This window comes from Aggregatibacter actinomycetemcomitans (assembly GCF_003130205.1).
Taxonomy (GTDB): domain Bacteria; phylum Pseudomonadota; class Gammaproteobacteria; order Enterobacterales; family Pasteurellaceae; genus Aggregatibacter; species Aggregatibacter actinomycetemcomitans_A.
Genome location: NZ_NRDF01000012.1, coordinates 17403 through 34752, shown reverse-complemented (window position 1 = coordinate 34752; position 17350 = coordinate 17403). Strand labels below are relative to the sequence as shown.

Sequence of the window (17350 nt, the reverse complement as noted above, 5' to 3'; positions counted from 1 at the left end):
GAGGACCTAAGGGGATAAAAAGAATTGATAGACCTGAAGAATCAGTTCCTGGCTCCCAATATCATGCCCATGCTTACAATGATGCAGCACTTAATGTAGATGGAACGGTACATGATAAACATCGTGGAATGCCACCATTCTCTAAAGATGATAAAGATTTTCTATTTTGTTACGGCTGGAAAGGAGTATAAAAGATGCAGAGCTTAACATTATTAAATAAATTAGCAAAACTTGAAAAATCTTATCAAGAAAAGAATATTATAGATTTTTTAAAATATCCTGTTGAATTTGAGGAAATACCAATTATTACCCAAAAGGGAAGAGAAGATATTTTTCTAGAGACTTTCTCTAAAAAGGATTTTGATGTTTTCTTTTTAAATGTGGCTTTGTTTTATCTTAATAATATCAAGCTGATGGCGAGAAAGGTGTTAAGTGAGGAAGAAAGGAAAGATCTTTTTTTCTGTATAACATATCCTGATTTAGAATTATCTGACTTATATGGTTTTAACATACCAAATATATGTATTTCAAAAACAAAATATAAAGAAAAATTTGAGGAAAAACCGCAAGTAAATTTAGATCAGATGTTATGGCTAAAAAATTCCTTAGAACAACTTGGATATATCGATACATTTAAGATTGTTTATTCTAAATCTGATGATGGTTTTGGTGGTGAATTCTTTAGAGTATTTTTATTAAATAAAGAATAATATTATTTCCTATTAATTAAGTTAATAACTAGGTTGTCGAAGGTTCCTACTAAGTTAATCAACTCACTTATCTTCAGGATAAACAAAATCTTCAAAACCGTTAAGCTAAGAAGTTGATTTGCAGATTACTGCAAATTCTGTGTAGGGATCATAGATGGTAGATTTCTACAATATATGGAGTGTACAAATAGTTCCTCCTAAAACAATAGGATATCGTCCTCTTGATGTTATTCCTGATGATAAAACAAAGCATGGAGTATATGGTTCTCACCATAATATATTTAAATTGAGTCAAATCAAGCGCTTTATCCAAATTGTAAATGTTTTTGGATTAAACAAAAGTATGTATTAAAAACCACATCAATGAACTCCTGCAATGGTGCCCGTTGAGCCATTTGTAAACTAAAAAGGTATTCTCATGAAACATGCTACCCATAAAAATATAATTCTTAGTGATCTTGTTTATTGGAAAAACTCGTCTCCTTTAGATAAAGGTATCGTGGTTTGTTTGATCGATGAAGGCGTATTTTTAGATGGATACGACTTTTCTTGCTTAAAAGACTCAGGAGGTGGGATAATGATGTTGTTTGATTCTACAGGACTTGTTCAAATCATGGGGGATGATAAAAATATAGATATTGAATTTATTTCTCACTTAACGACTTCAGAGATTAATAATTTTTTGAAGAGTATTTTTTCTTAGAAAAGAAACATAAGTTAACGTCAATAGACACCAACTAGTTGATAAATCACTATTTTAAAGTACATCCCAGCCATAGTAAAAGGCCTAGTAAAAAACAGACTCTTTTACCATGGCTGCCTTATTTCTCACAAACTTCTTTCAGAGCAAGATAAATATCATTCTTATCATTCTCAAGAAATTCTGAGATAACGACATTGTTAAGAAGTCTGTTTACATAGCCTTTGGCTACAATTAGACTAAGTTTTAGATCAGCTAATTTTTCCTCAGAAATTTTATAGTTTTCCTTTAGGCGCTCCATTTCCTTCTGCATAATGGCTATGTCAGCAAGTTCTGATGTAGCTTTAGGCTTGTGTGATTCAACCAATTCTTCTTTACGAGAGCTGAGTAACATCATATTAGCATACGTTACAGTAAATTTATTACTAGCTAACATCATATCAGCTACCTCAATTTGCCGTTCTGGTTTCATTTTTCGTAAAATTCGGAAAATTTCTTTACCAACGGGTTTATTAGCAAGCTTCTCGGAGACTTCTTGAGTAATCCCTTTCAACATTGCCATTTTCTGACGAAGAATTTTTATATCTATATTAAGTGTTCTTGAAATTGCTTCATCAGATACACCACGCTCAATAGCTTTCATTATCATATTATGTTCTTGAATCGCGGTAAGTCGATTAATTTGCTTGTTATAGGTGAAACCTTCATCATCAGTAGCAAGCATACATAATGTTTCCGTCATACCTAACATTTTTAATGCATGAAGTCGAGAATGTCCATCAAGTAATAGGTACTGTCCGTTGTCAGGATAAACAACAAGTGGCTCAATAATACCAATTTCCTGAATAGAAGAAAAAATACTCTGAAACTTAACACTTTTCTCAAGTTTATTATCTATAGGGTGAGAAGAAATAATAACATCGAGTGGTAACATCACTAATTCATTATGAAAAGCGTAAGTAATATTTTTAGGTATAGTTCCCCCTTAAACGCTCACTCAAATCTTTTGGTATATCATTAAGTTTTTCAGATTTCAGGAGAAGCAGAAAAACCTTATCATTAAATAACTTTTTAAGACAGGAAATTAAGACAAATAATTGGCTTTCATCGAACTCAGCTTGCTTAATCATTCTCTGTTGTCGGTCAGTCTCCTCTTTATAAATATTTATGATACTTTTCTGGCTATAAACTGAGTTTTTTATAGCAGTATTTGCTCTTTTACCTATTAATTTCCGACGATGCATAATATTACGAATTTTCGTAATATCTGACTGCTTTAATGTACCGTTTTCATATAATTCCGTAAGTTGTTTCTGAGTCTCCTTATCATCCGCTCGTGCAATAGAGATAGCCACAGTAATAGGCAAGTAACCTTTTTCTACGCCATTAATCAATCTTTCTTCACCTACCTTAAGAAGATGAATAATTCCGCTTATATAAGTCGTATCAAAGCCAACTTTCCTTGCTATGTCAGATGTTCGATACCCACGTTCACTTAAAATACGAATTCCAGAAAGTAATTCCATATTAGTATGTTTGCGCCTTGCAATATTTTCTGCCAGACTAATGAGATAACTTTCTTCTTGACTCACTTCAATAACTCGACAGGGAATAACTTTTTCGCCCAGATGTTTGCAGGCTTCTAAACGCCCCTGACCACATAGTAAGTTATAACCATCAGACGTCTTTGAGACTGTAATTGGTCGTTTTAAACCAACAGACGCAATATTTTCTACAAGATCTGCGAAGATTTTTCGATTACGCGTTCTTGGATTGATAATCCGAATATCTTCTATCGGAATAGTTTGAATATCCATAATGAACTCCTAATAAGATACGTTCTACCATAATGAAGAAACGATCCAAGTTAGAAAATCGATAAATATCAAGTTCAGCTGGGTTGCTTTCCGCCAATCTCAATTTATTACTTTCTCTCCCCTTCATTGGAAATAAATAATAATCAATAATGTTTTCTGCATCTTCGTCAAGACGAACTGCAATAGTTAAATCAGGTTCAAGCCCGGTATCAAAACGAATCATCCAGCGTTTATTACCCCTTGTAGTTGGTCGGCAAGGGCTTACAACCAGAGAGGCGGTAAATTCTTCATTGATTTTTAGAAGATCATTAGGAGCGATAGATACACGTCCACCTAATGCAATAATTTCATTAAGTACCTGTTGAACTATTTTCTTATATTGTTGACGCATTAATCGATTAATTTCAACATAGTGGTAATCACGCTCCGGTTCATAGTGAATCATTGCGTAAGTTCGGATCAGACTACCGAATCGACTACTATATGCGCTACTTGATGGACAATCTTCTGCTTCATCAATAATTAAACCAGATAACTTTCCCTTTACTTTCAGCAATGTTCGAAGTTTGTCCAACATCTCCTCATCAGTCAGTTTTATTGAGCGTTGGTGAATAATGGCTTGTGCTGCATTAAATAAGGGTTGTGGGATAATTGCTTCAAAAGCATTTTCAACTCTTACCCATTGAGACTCTGGATTTTTACCACGTAACTTCCCCGTCTTTGATGTACAAGATTTATTCCAAACATTGTGCCCTACATATTTTTCATTAATTAGAATCTGATGGACTACACCTTTAGTCCACCGTGTATTTCTATCTGTTAAAATACCTTGGGCATTTAAACTATCTGCAATTTGTCGTTCCGTTTTATGTCTGTAAATAAAATCGTGATAGATTTGTAAAATAATTTTCTGTTCAAATTCAGGACCCGCAATAAGAATGACACGATCCGACTGCAAACTCTTCCTGTCACCCGTTTTTAGTTCAAATTTTGGCGAACCATCAGCACTTAATAATAGGCGTCTTAACCCAAATCCAGCTGGTCCACCTTGACGAAATCCGCGCTCAATCAAATTCTTCTGCCCATTAAAAACTTTTTCACCTAGCTCACGACAGTATTCTCCGGCAGACCAACGTTTTACCGCTTTAAAAATTTGAGAACCAATGTCGTTTCCCTTAAAAGGTTCTGCACAGTAATGCACTTTAATCCCCATTTTTGAACAAATTTGTTCATAATGTGCAGATTCATCAATATTTAGAAAGCGCCCCCATCGGCTAATGTCATAAACAAGAATATGTGAAAAATCAGCATTACCGGATTGTACAAAATTAATGAGTGATAAAAACTGAGGACGTTTTTCTGCGCTTAATCCACTCCTTCCCTCATCTAGGTATTCCCTAGTGAGTATAAGCCCTTGTTCCTTAGCATATTTTTGAATGAAGCGACGTTGTATATCCGGTGAAAATTCCTGATGCTCCGTAGACATACGGATATAAGCAACAGCAAGATTTTTATATTCCATATTTCACCTCCACAGTCACTATAACGGAAAAGGAGAACCTTATGTTGCACACAACGGGTAAGATTTTACCCAAAAATTTCAGAGAAGATTTTATCATCGAACTTCGGCAAGAAATGCATGAACAGTTCTGGTCAACACTTGAGTTATCGAAGAAATTAGGTGTATGCGAAAGAACAGTAAAAGCGTGGTTAAGAAATGAAAGGTTCCCCAACGGTATTTACCTTATAAAATTAATGTATCTCTCTGCACATATTCGAAAATATGTTTGGCAAATATCTGGTTCAGGAAAGCAATATATTGATATAGATATGATGAAACTAATTATTTCGAATTTATTAAATAAGCTATAGAAGTAGGGAACGAGAGTTCCCTATCAAAATAAAGTCACTTATTTCATTCTAAAACAGAAACTAAAAATTTAAACAACCTTGAAAAAGCCTTTTCAATTAGAAATTAAAAATAATAATATAATAATTTAGCAGATCTTAAAAAACGTTTCCAATTACACGGTCTATACGAAAATACTTAATCCATTTATATAAGTAACGTTTTTCTAGCCTATTCCCACACACAACAGCCAAGTTACTATCTAACTTAGATAAAATACAAGGTATCTTTACTATAGCTAGTATTTCATCTATTTCCTGCTCTGTTTCAAGCCATAATCTGAACTGTTCTTTAAGCGATAACTGTAATTTTTGCATAATAAACCTCTATTTATGTGCTAATAATAGAGATTAGCTTATCGGTAATTTTCTCTCTATATAGGTTTAGGAAGTAATTTTGTGATTCAGATCGCAAAAATGATATTTTTCAAGTCAAAAACTCTAGGTTATATGCTTATAAATGTCCTGTGGTAAAAAATAATCCCTATTTTCGTAACGATAATAGGCAACTTGATCAATTTTGATGATGTTCTTTCGTTTTGGCGTTTTAATTGTAATGTTGTGTAAACTATATAACACAACGGAAACTAGCTCCATTTGTTCTTTTTCAGTTAAATAAGCTTGTTTATAGAGTTCAATTAATCGCTGAGAACAATGTTTTTTAAGCTGTTTAGCTCTAATTTGCTGAATCAGTTTACGGTCGATTTCAAGCTCTCGGTGGTACTCCGATTTTAAATGATTGATAAAGCCTGTTATAGCTGCCGTTTGACCTGATTTTTCCACAAGATACTGGTTTAGTTGGTCTTGTGTTGGGTAGTCCGTAATCTCGTTAGTACTGATTAAGTCTATCGCAGGCTGCAAGGCTAATCGTACTGATTTAAGTGAGGTTTTACCCTCATCACATCGCCGTTGTAATTTCTGATAATAGCTTGCGATACAAGGTATAGATTCTTTAAGTTTGTTAAAAAGAGCCTGTATGCGTTCTAATTCCGCTAAATCATCTTTTAGCGTTTTATCAACGGCAACTTGATTCGTATCAAGCAACCAGCGTAATACAGTTAAATTGGCACGTAACCCATTTGGTTTAAAGTGTGTTACCAATTCCGCATAATCAGGAATTTTCTGCCAAATATCATCACAATCAATGAAGAAGCGCATAAAATCTGAGCCTTTACGCAAAGCAACGCCGATACCACACTTTCGCATATACCAGAAAATGAATTTCTTATAGGCGGTTTTTATTGCTTTATTGCGAAAGATATGAATATTCAACCGAATCATTTTGAATAACAGGGTTCGTCTTGCACAATCGGGGCAAACATTGCCATAGCCTGATGGCATTTCACCTTTGCATTTCGGGCAAGTTGAAAGTAACTGTTCGTCACATTTCTTGCACAACTGTTTCTCTTGGTTATGAACCTTACGATAACGACGACAATTCTTACAAGTTGCAAAAGTATATCGACGATAGCACTGCAAACAGACCGATTCATTCGTCACGGGTGAACGGTATCTATCGCGTGTCATTTTACCACATTCTGAGCATTCTATTTCCTCTCGAAAATAACGAGTGCAAGAACAACATACCGCACCGTAACGACTTATCATACCGATTTCAAATGTACCAGCTTCTTTACCACAGCGTACACAATCCGTTAATTTTTCGCATTCAAGACAAAGTTTGCCATCACGGTGAATACGTTTGAGTTGTCCGCATCGCTTACAAGTTTTTTGTTTAAACCATTGTGCGTAGCAATTCGCGCAATAATATTCTTTTTGGAACTTGCGTGTTACTTGAGCTTTGCCACAAATAGAGCAACTATTTCTCTTTTGAGAACGGATCTTGGTGATTTTCATGCTGTGATTTTTAGCCGTCGTTTTAAGCGCTCCCATTGACGGTTTAGACTTAAAACAGAATCGGTCTTAGGTTTATTGGTTACTGTTTTACGGCTTACAGTTTTGCCTTCAGGTGCATATTTAAAGAGTATATCAAGCTCCATAGGATACTTTTCAAAGTCGAACGCCTTTTGTGTTATACCGCTTTGTTGAATAGCTTGAATAAAATCCTTACTTGGTAATTTTAGAATTTTAATCGCGTTTACCAATAGATTCTTGCGCTCTTCAACAGGAAGCTGCTCAAATGCAAGGGCGGTTTTGGTTTGGCATATTTCCGCTTGAGAAATACCACATTCTTCCACAAATTTTGCAAAAGCGTGAGTAGATTTTACGACCGTAGCACGCCGAATAAGATTGATGAAGTAACGCAATATAGCAAAGTACACTTGTGCATTCACACGTTTCCTGAAACATTCACCTGAGTTAGTCATAAATACGTTATTAAGTGTTTCCATTGTTGCAATTTCTACTTCATTAAGCGGTGTTGTAACAACCTGTAATTTCTCACCACATTGATGACAGTAATTTAAGTGTCGTTTTTCTGCGGAAAGCAAATGAGGTTGATACAGTTCGCCACAACAAGGGCATTTAGATTCAAGTAAAACTTGATGTTTCGAACAACCAAAATGCCACGCAAAACGCCATTCATTACGCAAATAAGGTGTTTCCCCTAAACAACAAGGACAATAAGATTGACCGACACGAAAAGTGCGATTACGCGAACCTCTTGAAATCACCCACTTCGCTTGACCTTTAATAAGGGTGCTTTCGCCATTAATCGGTCTCAATACGGAATAAAGCGAATGGTTGACTAAGTTTACCTGTTGATTAAACGATAACGCCCTAATATCTTCATAAATCTGCGGTGCAATCGGTTCAAACCCTCTATCTAAATCATATATCCATAGTCGCCACTTATCCCAATAAAATCCAGTAAATGTAATCGGCTCTGTACCACAATCTAAGGCGGCACGAATGAGCCACGAACTGATGCTTTCATTGAGGTAAAGCGGTGTTCGAATAATCCTTGATTTTATCCGATAATTTTTCGTAAGCCCTACGTTGGTTGTACCCATGAATTATGCTCGATAATATCTAATGTAATTTGCTCTGTTCCTGTTGTAATCGCTTCAATGGCGCACGCGGTTAATAAACGATGTACATTCCCTAAATTACCCCCTGAAATCGTATGAATTTTTGTCGCTAACTCTGGCGATTGTAGATTAGAGCATTTTTTCAATGGCAAAATACCTTGAAATTGGAAGAGTAATTTTTGAAAATCCTTATCTAATTTCCATGTTGGCAACTCTGCTACATCAAAACGACTGGCGTGTTGCGGATCGGTGTGTAAAACACGAATTGCATCTTTTGTGCCTACGCCTACAATCGGAATCTGCAACTCATTACATAGCATCTTAATCGCATTCATCACTTGGCGTTGCAAACGCGGTGTCCCCACAAGCAACGAATGGAATTCGTCAATAATCAGCATTTTCACCTTGTACTCACGGAATAAGTGAATCGTCTGATAACGCAATTTAGCTACGCTATCCGTTGGTCGATATGGAACATAAAAACGCTCCAGTAACGAGATATAAAGCTCTTTTTCATTTGCACTCGGCGGTGCTTCTGCCAAAATAATGGGGCGTATACCGTCCGACTGGCTGTCCACGAAAGGTATGCCGTACAAATCATAAAAGTGTCGAATAAGCGTCGTTTTACCATTGTTAGAATCACCGACTACCAACAAATTGAACATGCGAGGGCGTTTCGGCTTATTCATTAAGGAAACCAAATTATCAATGATCTTATTTGCAACGGCATAACCTACCCAACGTGGTTCATCTAAAAACTCAATCCGTTCCTGATTGCTTGCAATCACTAAATGACGGAATTTTTCGTGAACATACTCATATTGTTTTTCCATTATTCAATATCTCCAAACGTGAAATCATTATCTAAAAGCAAGTTAGAAGCAGGTGTTTTGACTGTTTCTGTTGGTTTGCTTTCGGGTAAACTTGTTGGGATCACTACCTTACTTTTCGCGTGGACTTTCTGCCGTTGAGCCTGTCTCCGAGCTTTCTTCGTCCGCTGTGCAGACTGTTCAACCAATTCACGCATTTCAGTTAATGCATCGTGGATCTGCTGCGAGTGAATGAGTTTTTCATCTTTATCTTTCAAGAAATGACGAACTTGTTTGTATTCCCAAATGCTCATATCAGGTAAAGACTGGTCGGCAAACGGAATCGGGAAATAATGTTTCAACTTCGGATCATAGAACCAAATCTTGCCGATATTACGAGGATCTCGACGGAATAAAAATTCCTTGCTCTTACCGTTTTCATCGGAATCATTGATGTACATATTGAGTGCCACATCGTAGTAACGTAAACCATCAATCGTTACGCCATTATGCTGAATAGTTCGTTTTTCGCTTGGTAAGAAATCGAGTAATAACGTTTGTTCATCAACAGGCATTTGCGGATAACCACAACCGACATGATCTTTATCACCAAAAATCCCCAATCGCCATTTTTGAACAGGCGACATACCTAGCGCAGAGTGGGTGCGTTTGTGATACACGTTTACAATATAGTTAATCAGCCACGTTTCAAATTCATCTAAGGTCATTACCGCTTCTGCTTCCGATTGATAGGTATCTTTCTCTTTCGTATTTGAGAATGTTGTACCACTCAAACCGTGAACTTCTTTCATAAACGTACCGATTACACGCTCAATGTGTCCGCCAAATTCAGGACGACCAACAGGGCGGAACTCAAGGGCAATACCGTGTGCCTCACAAGATTTGGATAAATCCAATGAACGGAAGTCTGCTCCATTATCCACGTGGATTTTATTCGGATAACCGAATACCGCCCATTCACCTTTTACATTATGATCTAGTAATAGGCGTTCTTTCGGCAAAATGCTGCGAGCAATACACATTGCAACCGATGTTACCGACGGTGCATCAAGTGATAGATAGTACCCAGTAATCATTCGGCTATATACATCCATTGCCAACGTTAGGTAAGGTCTGCCAATCGGCTTACGATACTGGTTATCTACAATAATTAAATCAACAGGCGTATGGTCGATTTGAATAACACTTAAAGGAAAATCTACGTTAGGGAAACTGTTTGGCTTCGGCGTAAATTTATTTTTCGCTTTCTCTTTCTGCCCGCGTTTACGCAATCTTTCTTCTTCTGAAATACGCAAAATACGTTGTCGGATTGTGCGACGGCTTGGGCTATCAAGCCCTTTTTGACTGGCGACACGCTGCACTTCACGGATCGTCTGCTCAATCGTTGGGCGTTGTTTATGTAGATAAAACTCATTGATAACCGCTGTCACCAACTCATCTTGTTCTTTGCTTAAACGCGAATTACCTTCCGCCCAGCCACGCTTACGACTGACTAAACCAGCGATAGAGCCGAGAGAGTTGTAAGCTTGAATCCAACGATATAAACTTCGATCACTCACTCCAACTTCTTTTGCTCGTTCTTTTACAGAAGCAGGGCAATGTTGTTCATAATTAAGCAACGGCTTAATCATTTCGTATTTTTCTAACGCTTTTTCCCAGTATTCATCGCTGATTGCGCTTAAATCAACAGAAACATCTTCGCGTTCATTCACTTTTAAATTCTCAAGCTGATGAATACTGGAAATTTTACTTTGGCGAGTATGAAGATTTCGGATCATCACTTGTGCATCTTCATCTAAATACTCAATCAGTTCATATTGTTCGCCATCTTCACGATTTACATAAACGTTGCCTTTTTGCAAAATGAGACGACCACGCTCTAATCGACCGTGATAGCGAGGATGAATAAATCCTTTAGTCATTTGAATACCCCCAAACTTCGGTAAATTCAGATAATGGTTCAAACCAGTTGCAAGTAAGCTGCTTGGTTGCTAATAAGTGATATATAATCTGTAACCCTTTGGTTCGATAAAGTGAACCTGTAAAAAGGCGAGAGAGCAGAAAATCTATCGTGGTACCACCGTGTAACTTAACTTGAGTAAGTATCGCTCCAATATCTTCAGGATCGCACTGTAATCGTTTGTAACGTTGAACCGCGTTAATGTTGAATAACGCAAGGTGACGAATTCTATCTTCATCATAAATATGGAAGATGCACTTGTTCTTTTTGCTGAATGCCATTGCCGCTTTCCATTTTTCTTTCCAATCACGCCAATGTTCCTGCCATTTTGATTTCGGTTTTACTTCAATCAAAAGCGATGGTCGTCCATCATTGAAGCGAATAAAGAAATCAGGCGTGTAAGGATAAGTCATTCTATTTTTCACAAACAGAATGCGAACAGGTTGAGAAATGATTTCCTCTACCGCAGGCATATAAGTAAAATAAAGCAAGAGATCTCGCTCAAGCGTAGATTCGTAAGGAATGCTTACTCCATCTTTAAAAGGGAGTAAACCTGATACGCTAAGGCGTGTTGGTTTGATCTTACGAACCTGTTGGAAAATGGGTTCTGTTTTCATGAATAATTTGACCTTTATTGGTATCTTTTAATATATTTTGACAGCTATTTGTAGCTTTTGTGCCATTAAATAGTATCTTCTAAGGGTAAAAAAATAGGCTAAAGCCTTATTCTATCGTTCTAAGTTTTGCCGATTATGCCACTTATTTGTAACTTTGACAGCGGCACAATACCAAAACCGGGCGAAATTTCTCTTGCTCACAACGGCGTGCTTTTCTTAGATGAATTGCCCGAATTTGAACGCAAAGTGCTGGATGCACTGCGTCAACCGTTGGAAAGTGGCGAAATTATTATTTCCCGTGCCAACGCCAAGATTCAATTTCCGGCAAAATTTCAACTGATTGCCGCGATGAATCCCAGCCCGACAGGGCATTATCAAGGCACCCATAATCGCACCTCACCACAACAAATTATGCGTTATCTGAATCGGTTGTCCAGCCCTTTTTTAGATCGCTTCGATTTATCCATTGAAGTGCCCTTATTGCCACAAGGCAGTTTACAAAATAGCGGCGATCGTGGCGAATCCAGTGCAACGGTACGGGAAAAAGTGTTAAAAACCCGTGCCATTCAACTTCAGCGCGCCGGCAAAATTAATGCCCATTTAAATAGCAAAGAAATCGAACGGGACTGCAAACTGACCGACAAAGACGCACTGTTCCTGGAAAATGCCCTGACTAAATTGGGGCTTTCCGTACGGGCGTATCACCGTATACTGAAAGTATCCCGCACCATTGCCGATTTAGATGGGCAACAACACATCAACCAACGCCACTTATCCGAAGCTCTGGGTTATCGGGCAATGGACAGGTTGTTGCAAAAATTGGCGAAAACCTCGGCGTAATGCGCCAAACCTTAAGGCACACCACGCAGTAAAGGCACATTTTCATAAGGTGGGACGGAAGTCGGTGCGGCGGCTTCGCTAAATAAGAAAATAAACGGCTTCGGCGGGATAACTTTTTCATTACGCCATAAACTGCCCATAGAGACCAACTGCACATCCGACGGCAGGTTTGCAATACCAGCTTGCAGCACAGCAATGGTGTTTTTCCGCGGATGCCCGATAGCAATGGCGGTGCCGTGTTTTTGCGCGTATTGTACGGCGGCGTGAAACTGACGTTGCACGTTGGCGAGATCATTGCTGTCATCTAAAAAAATATGTCTATCCAACGCCGGCACGCCCTGCGCTTTGGCAATTTTACCCGCCACACTGCGCCCGATGGTACGGCTATCCAGAAAAAACAAATGGCTTTCTCTAAGTGCGGTCATTAATTTGGTCATTAACGGCACATCCGCCGTGGCGGCGCTGCCCATGTGGTTATTCATACCGATGGCGTGAGATACGATCTTTTTTGCCGTTTGTACACGATGATTCACTTCCTCCTGGTTCATGCCCAAATGCAAACCGCCGCCTTCAATTTTTATTTTGCTGACGGTTTCCATAGGCATGTGAATCAAAATGTCGCGCCCCTGCTGGTGTGCCTGTTGGTTGCGCTGTTTGGCATAAGGCGCAGCGGGAATAATTGCCACGGAAACCGCTTTCGGCAAAGCAAGAATTTGTGCATCTTCTTTCGGGTGATAGCCCAAATCATCAATCACAATGGCAAGTTTGGCGGAATAAGCAACAGGTAGCCATAAAAGTGCGGTAAGAAAAATCAGCGTTTTTACGCTCTTCAACTTCATCGTAACCAACCTACCGGATTGACCGCGATGCCCTTGCGACGGATTTCAAAATACAGTGCGGTTTTTAACTGCCCGCCACTGCTCCCCACTTCGCCGATTTTTTGTCCGGCTTTCACCAACTGCCCTTCTTTCACCGCCAGGGATTGATTATACCCATACAAACTTAAATCGCTGTCGCCGTGCTTCACAATCACCATTAAACCATAGCCCTGCAACCAGTTGGCTAAAATCACCCGCCCGTCGGCAATGGCTTTCACCGGCGTGCCGCTGCCAGCAGCAATGACGATGCCTTTCCAGCGTAATTCACCCATTTGGGTCGAACCGAAACTGTTGACAACTTTACCCGCCACCGGAAAGCCATATTGTTTCTGCGGTGCGCCTAAGCCCAGCGTGCTGCTTAACAAACGTTTTTCCTGCTCTGTCGGCTTGTAGGGTTTATGGGTTTTATTCTCCTCCGCCTGCTGTTTTTGCGCCAACGCTTCGCGCTCACGTTGCTCTTGCTGTTTCGCCGCCTGTTCCGCCCGTTGAATTTCCTGACGTAAGGCGTTTTCATTGGCTTTCAGCGCTTCCAACTTGCTTTCGTCACGGCTCAGATTGCGATTAATCTGATTCAAAGTCGATTGGCGCTCCTGCTGAACTTTCTGCAATGCCTGCCGTTGTTTCTTCTGATCCGCAAGCTGCAATTGTTGGGTTTTCTGTTGCTCGGCGATAGATTCTTTTTGTTTCGCCAACTGCGCTTGAGTATCTTGTAAATCCGCAATGAGCTTCATGCGCGCCTGATTCAAATGGGCGTAATACGCTTTCATGCGATCCGCATTTTGTGCTTTATCGGACAATATCCGCTCCGCCACGGAAGGATTGGCGCCAGAACGATAGGCGGCATCCAACTGCTTCGCCAGTTTCGCTTTTTGTTCTTTTTCCTGCTTTTGTAATTGCTTAATTTGCTTATCGGTGTCGCTAATATTTTTACGGATTGCTTTCAAATCCGATTCCGTTTGACGCAGCTGCCCGATCACATTATTGATTTGATTTTCTTGTGTTTTCAGGGTGGATTGCAACTTCTGTTGCTCGGCTTTCTGCGAAGCAATTTTCTGTTCCTGTTGCTTAATCTGCTGATGGATTTTCGACAAATCCTGCTGCGCGGCAAAAAGAGAAGGCGAGACACATAAAAGTGCGGTGAAAATCCCAAGTGTTTTTATACGTCCTCTGCCCACAAGGGATTTGCCCCAACCTTTTCTTTCACACAATTGCCACATAACCTGCCTTTCCTTTTCATAAACCGCGCTAAATATACCATTAATCAGACAGATTATCCCACAAAAACGTTTGAAAAACCGACCGCACTTCCCCTCAAATTCCCGTTGACGGAGCTGCCCGCGCACTTCACAATACACGTCTGTTTAAAAGAAAACGGTATTCCTCAATAAGAATACCGTTTTTCATTTTTAGTTAATGGAGGAAAATCAACAATCCTGCTTCCCATAAGCCTCTTGGCGCAGAATAGCGCGGACGGCGGCGTCGAAGTCGGCTAGCACTTGGTCGGCGTTTTTCGGGTCAGTGCCGCGGGCATCGAGGTAGAACTTGATTTTCGGTTCGGTGCCGGACGGACGGGCAATTAAACGACTGCCGTTTTCGAGCCCAAAGACCAGAATGTCACTTTGGCGGTCAGTTTTAGTGTGGTCGATAAATTGCGCCACATTGAAACCGCCGATTTGGCTTGGCGGGTTGTTGCGAAGTGCGGTCATTAATTTGCCGATTTCGGAAAGATCGCTGACGCGAATGGAAATTTGCCCGCTCACATAAGCACCGAATTCATTGGTGAATTCAGCGGCATAATCCGCCAAAGTCTTGCCTTGTTTTTTCAGATTACGCACTAAATCCAAGAACACAATGGCGGCAGAAATACCGTCTTTGTCACGCACTTTGTCCGGGTCAACCAAGTAACCAAGGGCTTCTTCAAAGCCAAATAATAAGCCTCCTACTTTGCCGATATATTTGAAGCCGGTGAGGGTTTCTTCCGCTCCGAAACCATAGCGCTTAGCGATTTCCGCCAATGCCGGCGAAGACACGAGAGAACACGCCAATACGCCTTTTTTGCCTTGGGCTTGATATTGTTTCGCCAAATACCAGCCTAAGAAACAGCCTACTACGTTGCCGTGCAACGGCTTCCAGTTGCCTTCGGCATCCGGCACTGCGACAGCTAAACGGTCGGCGTCGGGGTCGTTGGCGATAATAAATTCGGCATTGTTTTCTTTCGCTACCTTAATTGCCAAATCCAATGCGCCTTTCTCTTCCGGATTCGGGAAATTGACCGTCGGGAATGTGCCGTCCGGCCACACTTGTTCGGCGACAATATGCGGTTGCGGTAAACCCGCTTTTGCCAAGGTTTTGCTCAACACTTCATAACCCACGCCGTGCATCGCGGTATAAACATAGTTAATGTCCGTTTGTGGTTCTTTGGCAAGTGAAACGGTTTTGGCAATATAGGCGTCCACCACGGTGTCGTCTAACACCGCATAATCCTGACTGCGCGGTAAATCCTTAATACTGCCGGCGGCGACTTTATCAATAAGCGCGGCAATTTGTTTATCTGCCGGGGAAACGATTTGTCCGCCGCCGTTGGTTTTGCCTAAATAGACTTTATAACCGTTATCTTCCGGCGGGTTGTGGCTGGCGGTGACCATCACGCCGGCGGTGGTGTCGAAATATTGAATGGCATAGGCCAACACCGGCGTTGGCAATTTACGCGGTAATAAATAGGCTTTAATGCCTGCGCCTGCCATGATTTCGGCAGTGTCTCGCGCAAACACATCGGAATTTTTACGTCCGTCGTAACCAATTACGATGGAAGGTTGCTTGTCATATTCTTTTAAGAATAATGCCAAACCGCCGGCGGCTTGCGCCACCAACACGCGGTTCATGCCCATGGAACCCGCTTGCAGGCGACCGCGTAAACCGGCGGTGCCGAATTGCAAACGTCCGTTAAAACGTTCGGCGAGTTCGGACTGTGCCTTAGCATTACCGCCTTTCGCAGCACTTAAAAGTGCGGTCAATTCTGCGTGTGTTTCCACATCCAGATCTTGGTTTAACCAATTTTGTGCGATATCAAAAAGTACTGACATACTGTCTCCTTCCTTAAAGTCAATGTACAAATCTTCCCCTAGCCTATCGAAAAACCACTAAAAGTAAAATGATTATTTCCGATTAATTTGCGACACTTTGATCTATTTCACAAATTCAAAGTGAGGCAATCGATTACATGATTTTAATACAAATTTTATTACGTCAAAATCCGATAAAAAATCAAATTGATCACGCTTTTGACGCCTAAAGTGCGGTAAAATTTTTCGGCGTTTTCCTTTCAAAAAAAACGTTTTTTTGCTATAAATGACGCAGTTTTTTCAATTAATCTTAGGAGACTTATTATGGAATTAGTTTTTATTCGTCACGGCTTCAGTGAATGGAATGCAAAAAACTTATTTACCGGTTGGCGTGATGTGAATTTAACCGAACGCGGTGTGGAAGAGGCCAAAACGGCAGGCAAAAAATTATCAGACGCCGGTTTCGAATTCGACATCGCCTTCACTTCCGTTCTGACCCGCGCCATCAAAACCTGTAACATCGTCTTGGAAGAATCCCACCAATTATGGATCCCGCAAGTGAAAAACTGGCGCTTAAACGAACGTCATTACGGTGAATTGCAAGGCTTGGACAAAAAAGCCACCGCCGAAAAATACGGTGACGAACAAGTTCACATCTGGCGCCGTTCTTACGACACATTACCACCATTACTTGATCCGAAAGATCCGAATTCCGCTCACAATGACCGTCGCTACGCACATTTACCGGATGATGTGATTCCGGACGGCGAAAACCTGAAAGTCACGTTAGCGCGCGTGCTTCCATTCTGGGATGACCAAATCGCCCCTGCCCTCTTAAGCGGTAAGCGCGTTTTAGTGGTTGCTCACGGTAACTCTTTACGTGCATTGGCAAAACACATTGAAGGCATTTCCGACGCGGACATTATGGATTTAGAAATCCCGACCGGTCAGCCGCTGGTTTACAAATTAGACGATAATCTGAAAGTGGTTGAGAAATTCTATTTGTAATCAGATATAAATTCGCCATAAAAACAACCG

17 protein-coding genes and 1 pseudogene are annotated in these 17350 nt (G+C 40.2%); 6 read left to right on the top strand and 12 right to left on the bottom strand.

Going from position 1 to position 17350, the window contains the following annotated elements; translation table 11 throughout:
* The first annotated feature begins 194 nt into the window (after positions 1-194).
* The 3 genes from DK423_RS08590 (at position 195) to DK423_RS08580 (ending at position 1413) form a co-directional block, all read left to right on the top strand.
* A complete protein-coding gene (locus DK423_RS08590; protein WP_005559226.1) occupies positions 195-710 on the top strand; it encodes an Imm15 family immunity protein in 516 nt (171 codons plus the stop codon).
* 154 nt (positions 711-864) lie between these two features.
* The gene (locus DK423_RS08585) at positions 865-1062 is read left to right on the top strand and encodes a hypothetical protein (protein WP_019518355.1); all 198 of its coding nucleotides are present in this window, start codon (positions 865-867) and stop codon (positions 1060-1062) included.
* A 66-nt stretch (positions 1063-1128) separates the two neighbouring features.
* Complete coding sequence (locus DK423_RS08580; protein ID WP_019518356.1) at positions 1129-1413, top strand: hypothetical protein; 285 nt, start codon at positions 1129-1131, stop codon at positions 1411-1413.
* Between the two features lie 118 nt (positions 1414-1531).
* Here DK423_RS08580 and DK423_RS08575 read toward each other — a convergent pair whose 3' ends face one another.
* From DK423_RS08575 to DK423_RS08565, 3 genes are read right to left on the bottom strand one after another with little or no spacing between them, the layout of a single operon-like run.
* Positions 1532-2386, bottom strand: coding sequence for a ParB/RepB/Spo0J family partition protein (locus DK423_RS08575; protein WP_005559223.1), 855 nt, complete (start codon positions 2384-2386; stop codon positions 1532-1534).
* Positions 2379-3227, bottom strand: a complete 849-nt coding sequence (locus DK423_RS08570) for a plasmid partitioning protein RepB C-terminal domain-containing protein (RefSeq protein WP_061886710.1) — start codon at positions 3225-3227, stop codon at positions 2379-2381. The genes DK423_RS08575 and DK423_RS08570 overlap by 8 nt, the downstream gene beginning before the upstream one ends.
* Positions 3169-4749, bottom strand: coding sequence for a recombinase family protein (locus DK423_RS08565; RefSeq protein WP_005559219.1), 1581 nt, complete (start codon positions 4747-4749; stop codon positions 3169-3171). Before DK423_RS08565 ends, DK423_RS08570 begins: the two co-directional genes overlap by 59 nt.
* 41 nt (positions 4750-4790) lie before the next feature.
* Between DK423_RS08565 and DK423_RS08560 the strand changes: the two genes are divergently transcribed.
* Positions 4791-5099, top strand: a complete 309-nt coding sequence (locus tag DK423_RS08560; protein ID WP_019518359.1) for a helix-turn-helix domain-containing protein — start codon at positions 4791-4793, stop codon at positions 5097-5099.
* 135 nt (positions 5100-5234) lie between these two features.
* On the opposite strand, the gene DK423_RS08555 is transcribed toward DK423_RS08560, so the two are convergent.
* The 6 genes from DK423_RS08555 to DK423_RS08530 all read right to left on the bottom strand — a co-directional run bounded on the left by DK423_RS08555 (position 5235) and on the right by DK423_RS08530 (position 11532).
* On the bottom strand, positions 5235-5453 hold the full coding sequence (locus DK423_RS08555) for a hypothetical protein (protein WP_019518360.1): 219 nt from the start codon (positions 5451-5453) through the stop codon (positions 5235-5237).
* Positions 5454-5576: 123 nt separating this feature from the next.
* Complete coding sequence (locus tag DK423_RS08550; RefSeq protein WP_005567030.1) at positions 5577-7028, bottom strand: hypothetical protein; 1452 nt, start codon at positions 7026-7028, stop codon at positions 5577-5579.
* Entirely contained in the window at positions 6989-8107 is a 1119-nt protein-coding gene (locus DK423_RS08545) for a TniQ family protein (RefSeq protein ID WP_109043955.1), read from the bottom strand. Before DK423_RS08545 ends, DK423_RS08550 begins: the two co-directional genes overlap by 40 nt.
* Positions 8089-8958, bottom strand: a complete 870-nt coding sequence (locus DK423_RS08540) for a TniB family NTP-binding protein (RefSeq protein WP_109043954.1) — start codon at positions 8956-8958, stop codon at positions 8089-8091. Before DK423_RS08540 ends, DK423_RS08545 begins: the two co-directional genes overlap by 19 nt.
* A complete protein-coding gene (locus DK423_RS08535) occupies positions 8958-10877 on the bottom strand; it encodes a Mu transposase C-terminal domain-containing protein (RefSeq protein ID WP_005559215.1) in 1920 nt (639 codons plus the stop codon). The genes DK423_RS08540 and DK423_RS08535 overlap by 1 nt, the downstream gene beginning before the upstream one ends.
* Positions 10870-11532 carry a heteromeric transposase endonuclease subunit TnsA gene (locus tag DK423_RS08530; RefSeq protein ID WP_005559213.1) on the bottom strand — a complete coding sequence of 221 codons (663 nt, stop codon included), beginning with the start codon at positions 11530-11532 and terminating at the stop codon, positions 10870-10872. Before DK423_RS08530 ends, DK423_RS08535 begins: the two co-directional genes overlap by 8 nt.
* Before the next feature lie 162 nt (positions 11533-11694).
* Here DK423_RS08530 and DK423_RS08525 point away from each other — a divergent pair.
* Positions 11695-12372: pseudogene (locus tag DK423_RS08525) on the top strand (ATP-binding protein); the annotation flags it as partial.
* A gap of 11 nt (positions 12373-12383) precedes the next feature.
* Here DK423_RS08525 and DK423_RS08520 read toward each other — a convergent pair.
* From DK423_RS08520 to DK423_RS08510, 3 genes are all read right to left on the bottom strand, one after another.
* The gene (locus DK423_RS08520; protein WP_005559209.1) at positions 12384-13211 is read right to left on the bottom strand and encodes a divergent polysaccharide deacetylase family protein; all 828 of its coding nucleotides are present in this window, start codon (positions 13209-13211) and stop codon (positions 12384-12386) included.
* Positions 13208-14467, bottom strand: a complete 1260-nt coding sequence (envC, locus tag DK423_RS08515; protein ID WP_061886222.1) for a murein hydrolase activator EnvC — start codon at positions 14465-14467, stop codon at positions 13208-13210. The genes DK423_RS08520 and envC overlap by 4 nt, the downstream gene beginning before the upstream one ends.
* A 207-nt stretch (positions 14468-14674) precedes the next feature.
* Complete coding sequence (locus DK423_RS08510; protein ID WP_005559205.1) at positions 14675-16333, bottom strand: phospho-sugar mutase; 1659 nt, start codon at positions 16331-16333, stop codon at positions 14675-14677.
* Between the two features lie 303 nt (positions 16334-16636).
* Between DK423_RS08510 and DK423_RS08505 the strand changes: the two genes are divergently transcribed.
* Positions 16637-17320 carry a 2,3-diphosphoglycerate-dependent phosphoglycerate mutase gene (locus DK423_RS08505; RefSeq protein WP_005575952.1) on the top strand — a complete coding sequence of 228 codons (684 nt, stop codon included), beginning with the start codon at positions 16637-16639 and terminating at the stop codon, positions 17318-17320.
* Positions 17321-17350 lie beyond the last annotated feature (30 nt).

What these genes read in the sequence shown, in the direction of transcription:
- DK423_RS08590 (WP_005559226.1), top strand. Translation starts at nt 195, where the DNA reads ATGCAGAGCTTAACATTATTAAATAAATTAGCAAAACTTGAAAAATCT.
- DK423_RS08585 (WP_019518355.1), top strand. Translation starts at nt 865, where the DNA reads ATGGTAGATTTCTACAATATATGGAGTGTACAAATAGTTCCTCCTAAA.
- DK423_RS08580 (WP_019518356.1), top strand. Translation starts at nt 1,129, where the DNA reads ATGAAACATGCTACCCATAAAAATATAATTCTTAGTGATCTTGTTTAT.
- DK423_RS08570 (WP_061886710.1), bottom strand. Translation starts at nt 3,227, where the DNA reads ATGGATATTCAAACTATTCCGATAGAAGATATTCGGATTATCAATCCA.
- DK423_RS08565 (WP_005559219.1), bottom strand. Translation starts at nt 4,749, where the DNA reads ATGGAATATAAAAATCTTGCTGTTGCTTATATCCGTATGTCTACGGAG.
- DK423_RS08560 (WP_019518359.1), top strand. Translation starts at nt 4,791, where the DNA reads ATGTTGCACACAACGGGTAAGATTTTACCCAAAAATTTCAGAGAAGAT.
- DK423_RS08555 (WP_019518360.1), bottom strand. Translation starts at nt 5,453, where the DNA reads ATGCAAAAATTACAGTTATCGCTTAAAGAACAGTTCAGATTATGGCTT.
- DK423_RS08550 (WP_005567030.1), bottom strand. Translation starts at nt 7,028, where the DNA reads ATGGGAGCGCTTAAAACGACGGCTAAAAATCACAGCATGAAAATCACC.
- DK423_RS08545 (WP_109043955.1), bottom strand. Translation starts at nt 8,107, where the DNA reads ATGGGTACAACCAACGTAGGGCTTACGAAAAATTATCGGATAAAATCA.
- DK423_RS08540 (WP_109043954.1), bottom strand. Translation starts at nt 8,958, where the DNA reads ATGGAAAAACAATATGAGTATGTTCACGAAAAATTCCGTCATTTAGTG.
- DK423_RS08535 (WP_005559215.1), bottom strand. Translation starts at nt 10,877, where the DNA reads ATGACTAAAGGATTTATTCATCCTCGCTATCACGGTCGATTAGAGCGT.
- DK423_RS08530 (WP_005559213.1), bottom strand. Translation starts at nt 11,532, where the DNA reads ATGAAAACAGAACCCATTTTCCAACAGGTTCGTAAGATCAAACCAACA.
- DK423_RS08520 (WP_005559209.1), bottom strand. Translation starts at nt 13,211, where the DNA reads ATGAAGTTGAAGAGCGTAAAAACGCTGATTTTTCTTACCGCACTTTTA.
- envC (WP_061886222.1), bottom strand. Translation starts at nt 14,467, where the DNA reads ATGTGGCAATTGTGTGAAAGAAAAGGTTGGGGCAAATCCCTTGTGGGC.
- DK423_RS08510 (WP_005559205.1), bottom strand. Translation starts at nt 16,333, where the DNA reads ATGTCAGTACTTTTTGATATCGCACAAAATTGGTTAAACCAAGATCTG.
- DK423_RS08505 (WP_005575952.1), top strand. Translation starts at nt 16,637, where the DNA reads ATGGAATTAGTTTTTATTCGTCACGGCTTCAGTGAATGGAATGCAAAA.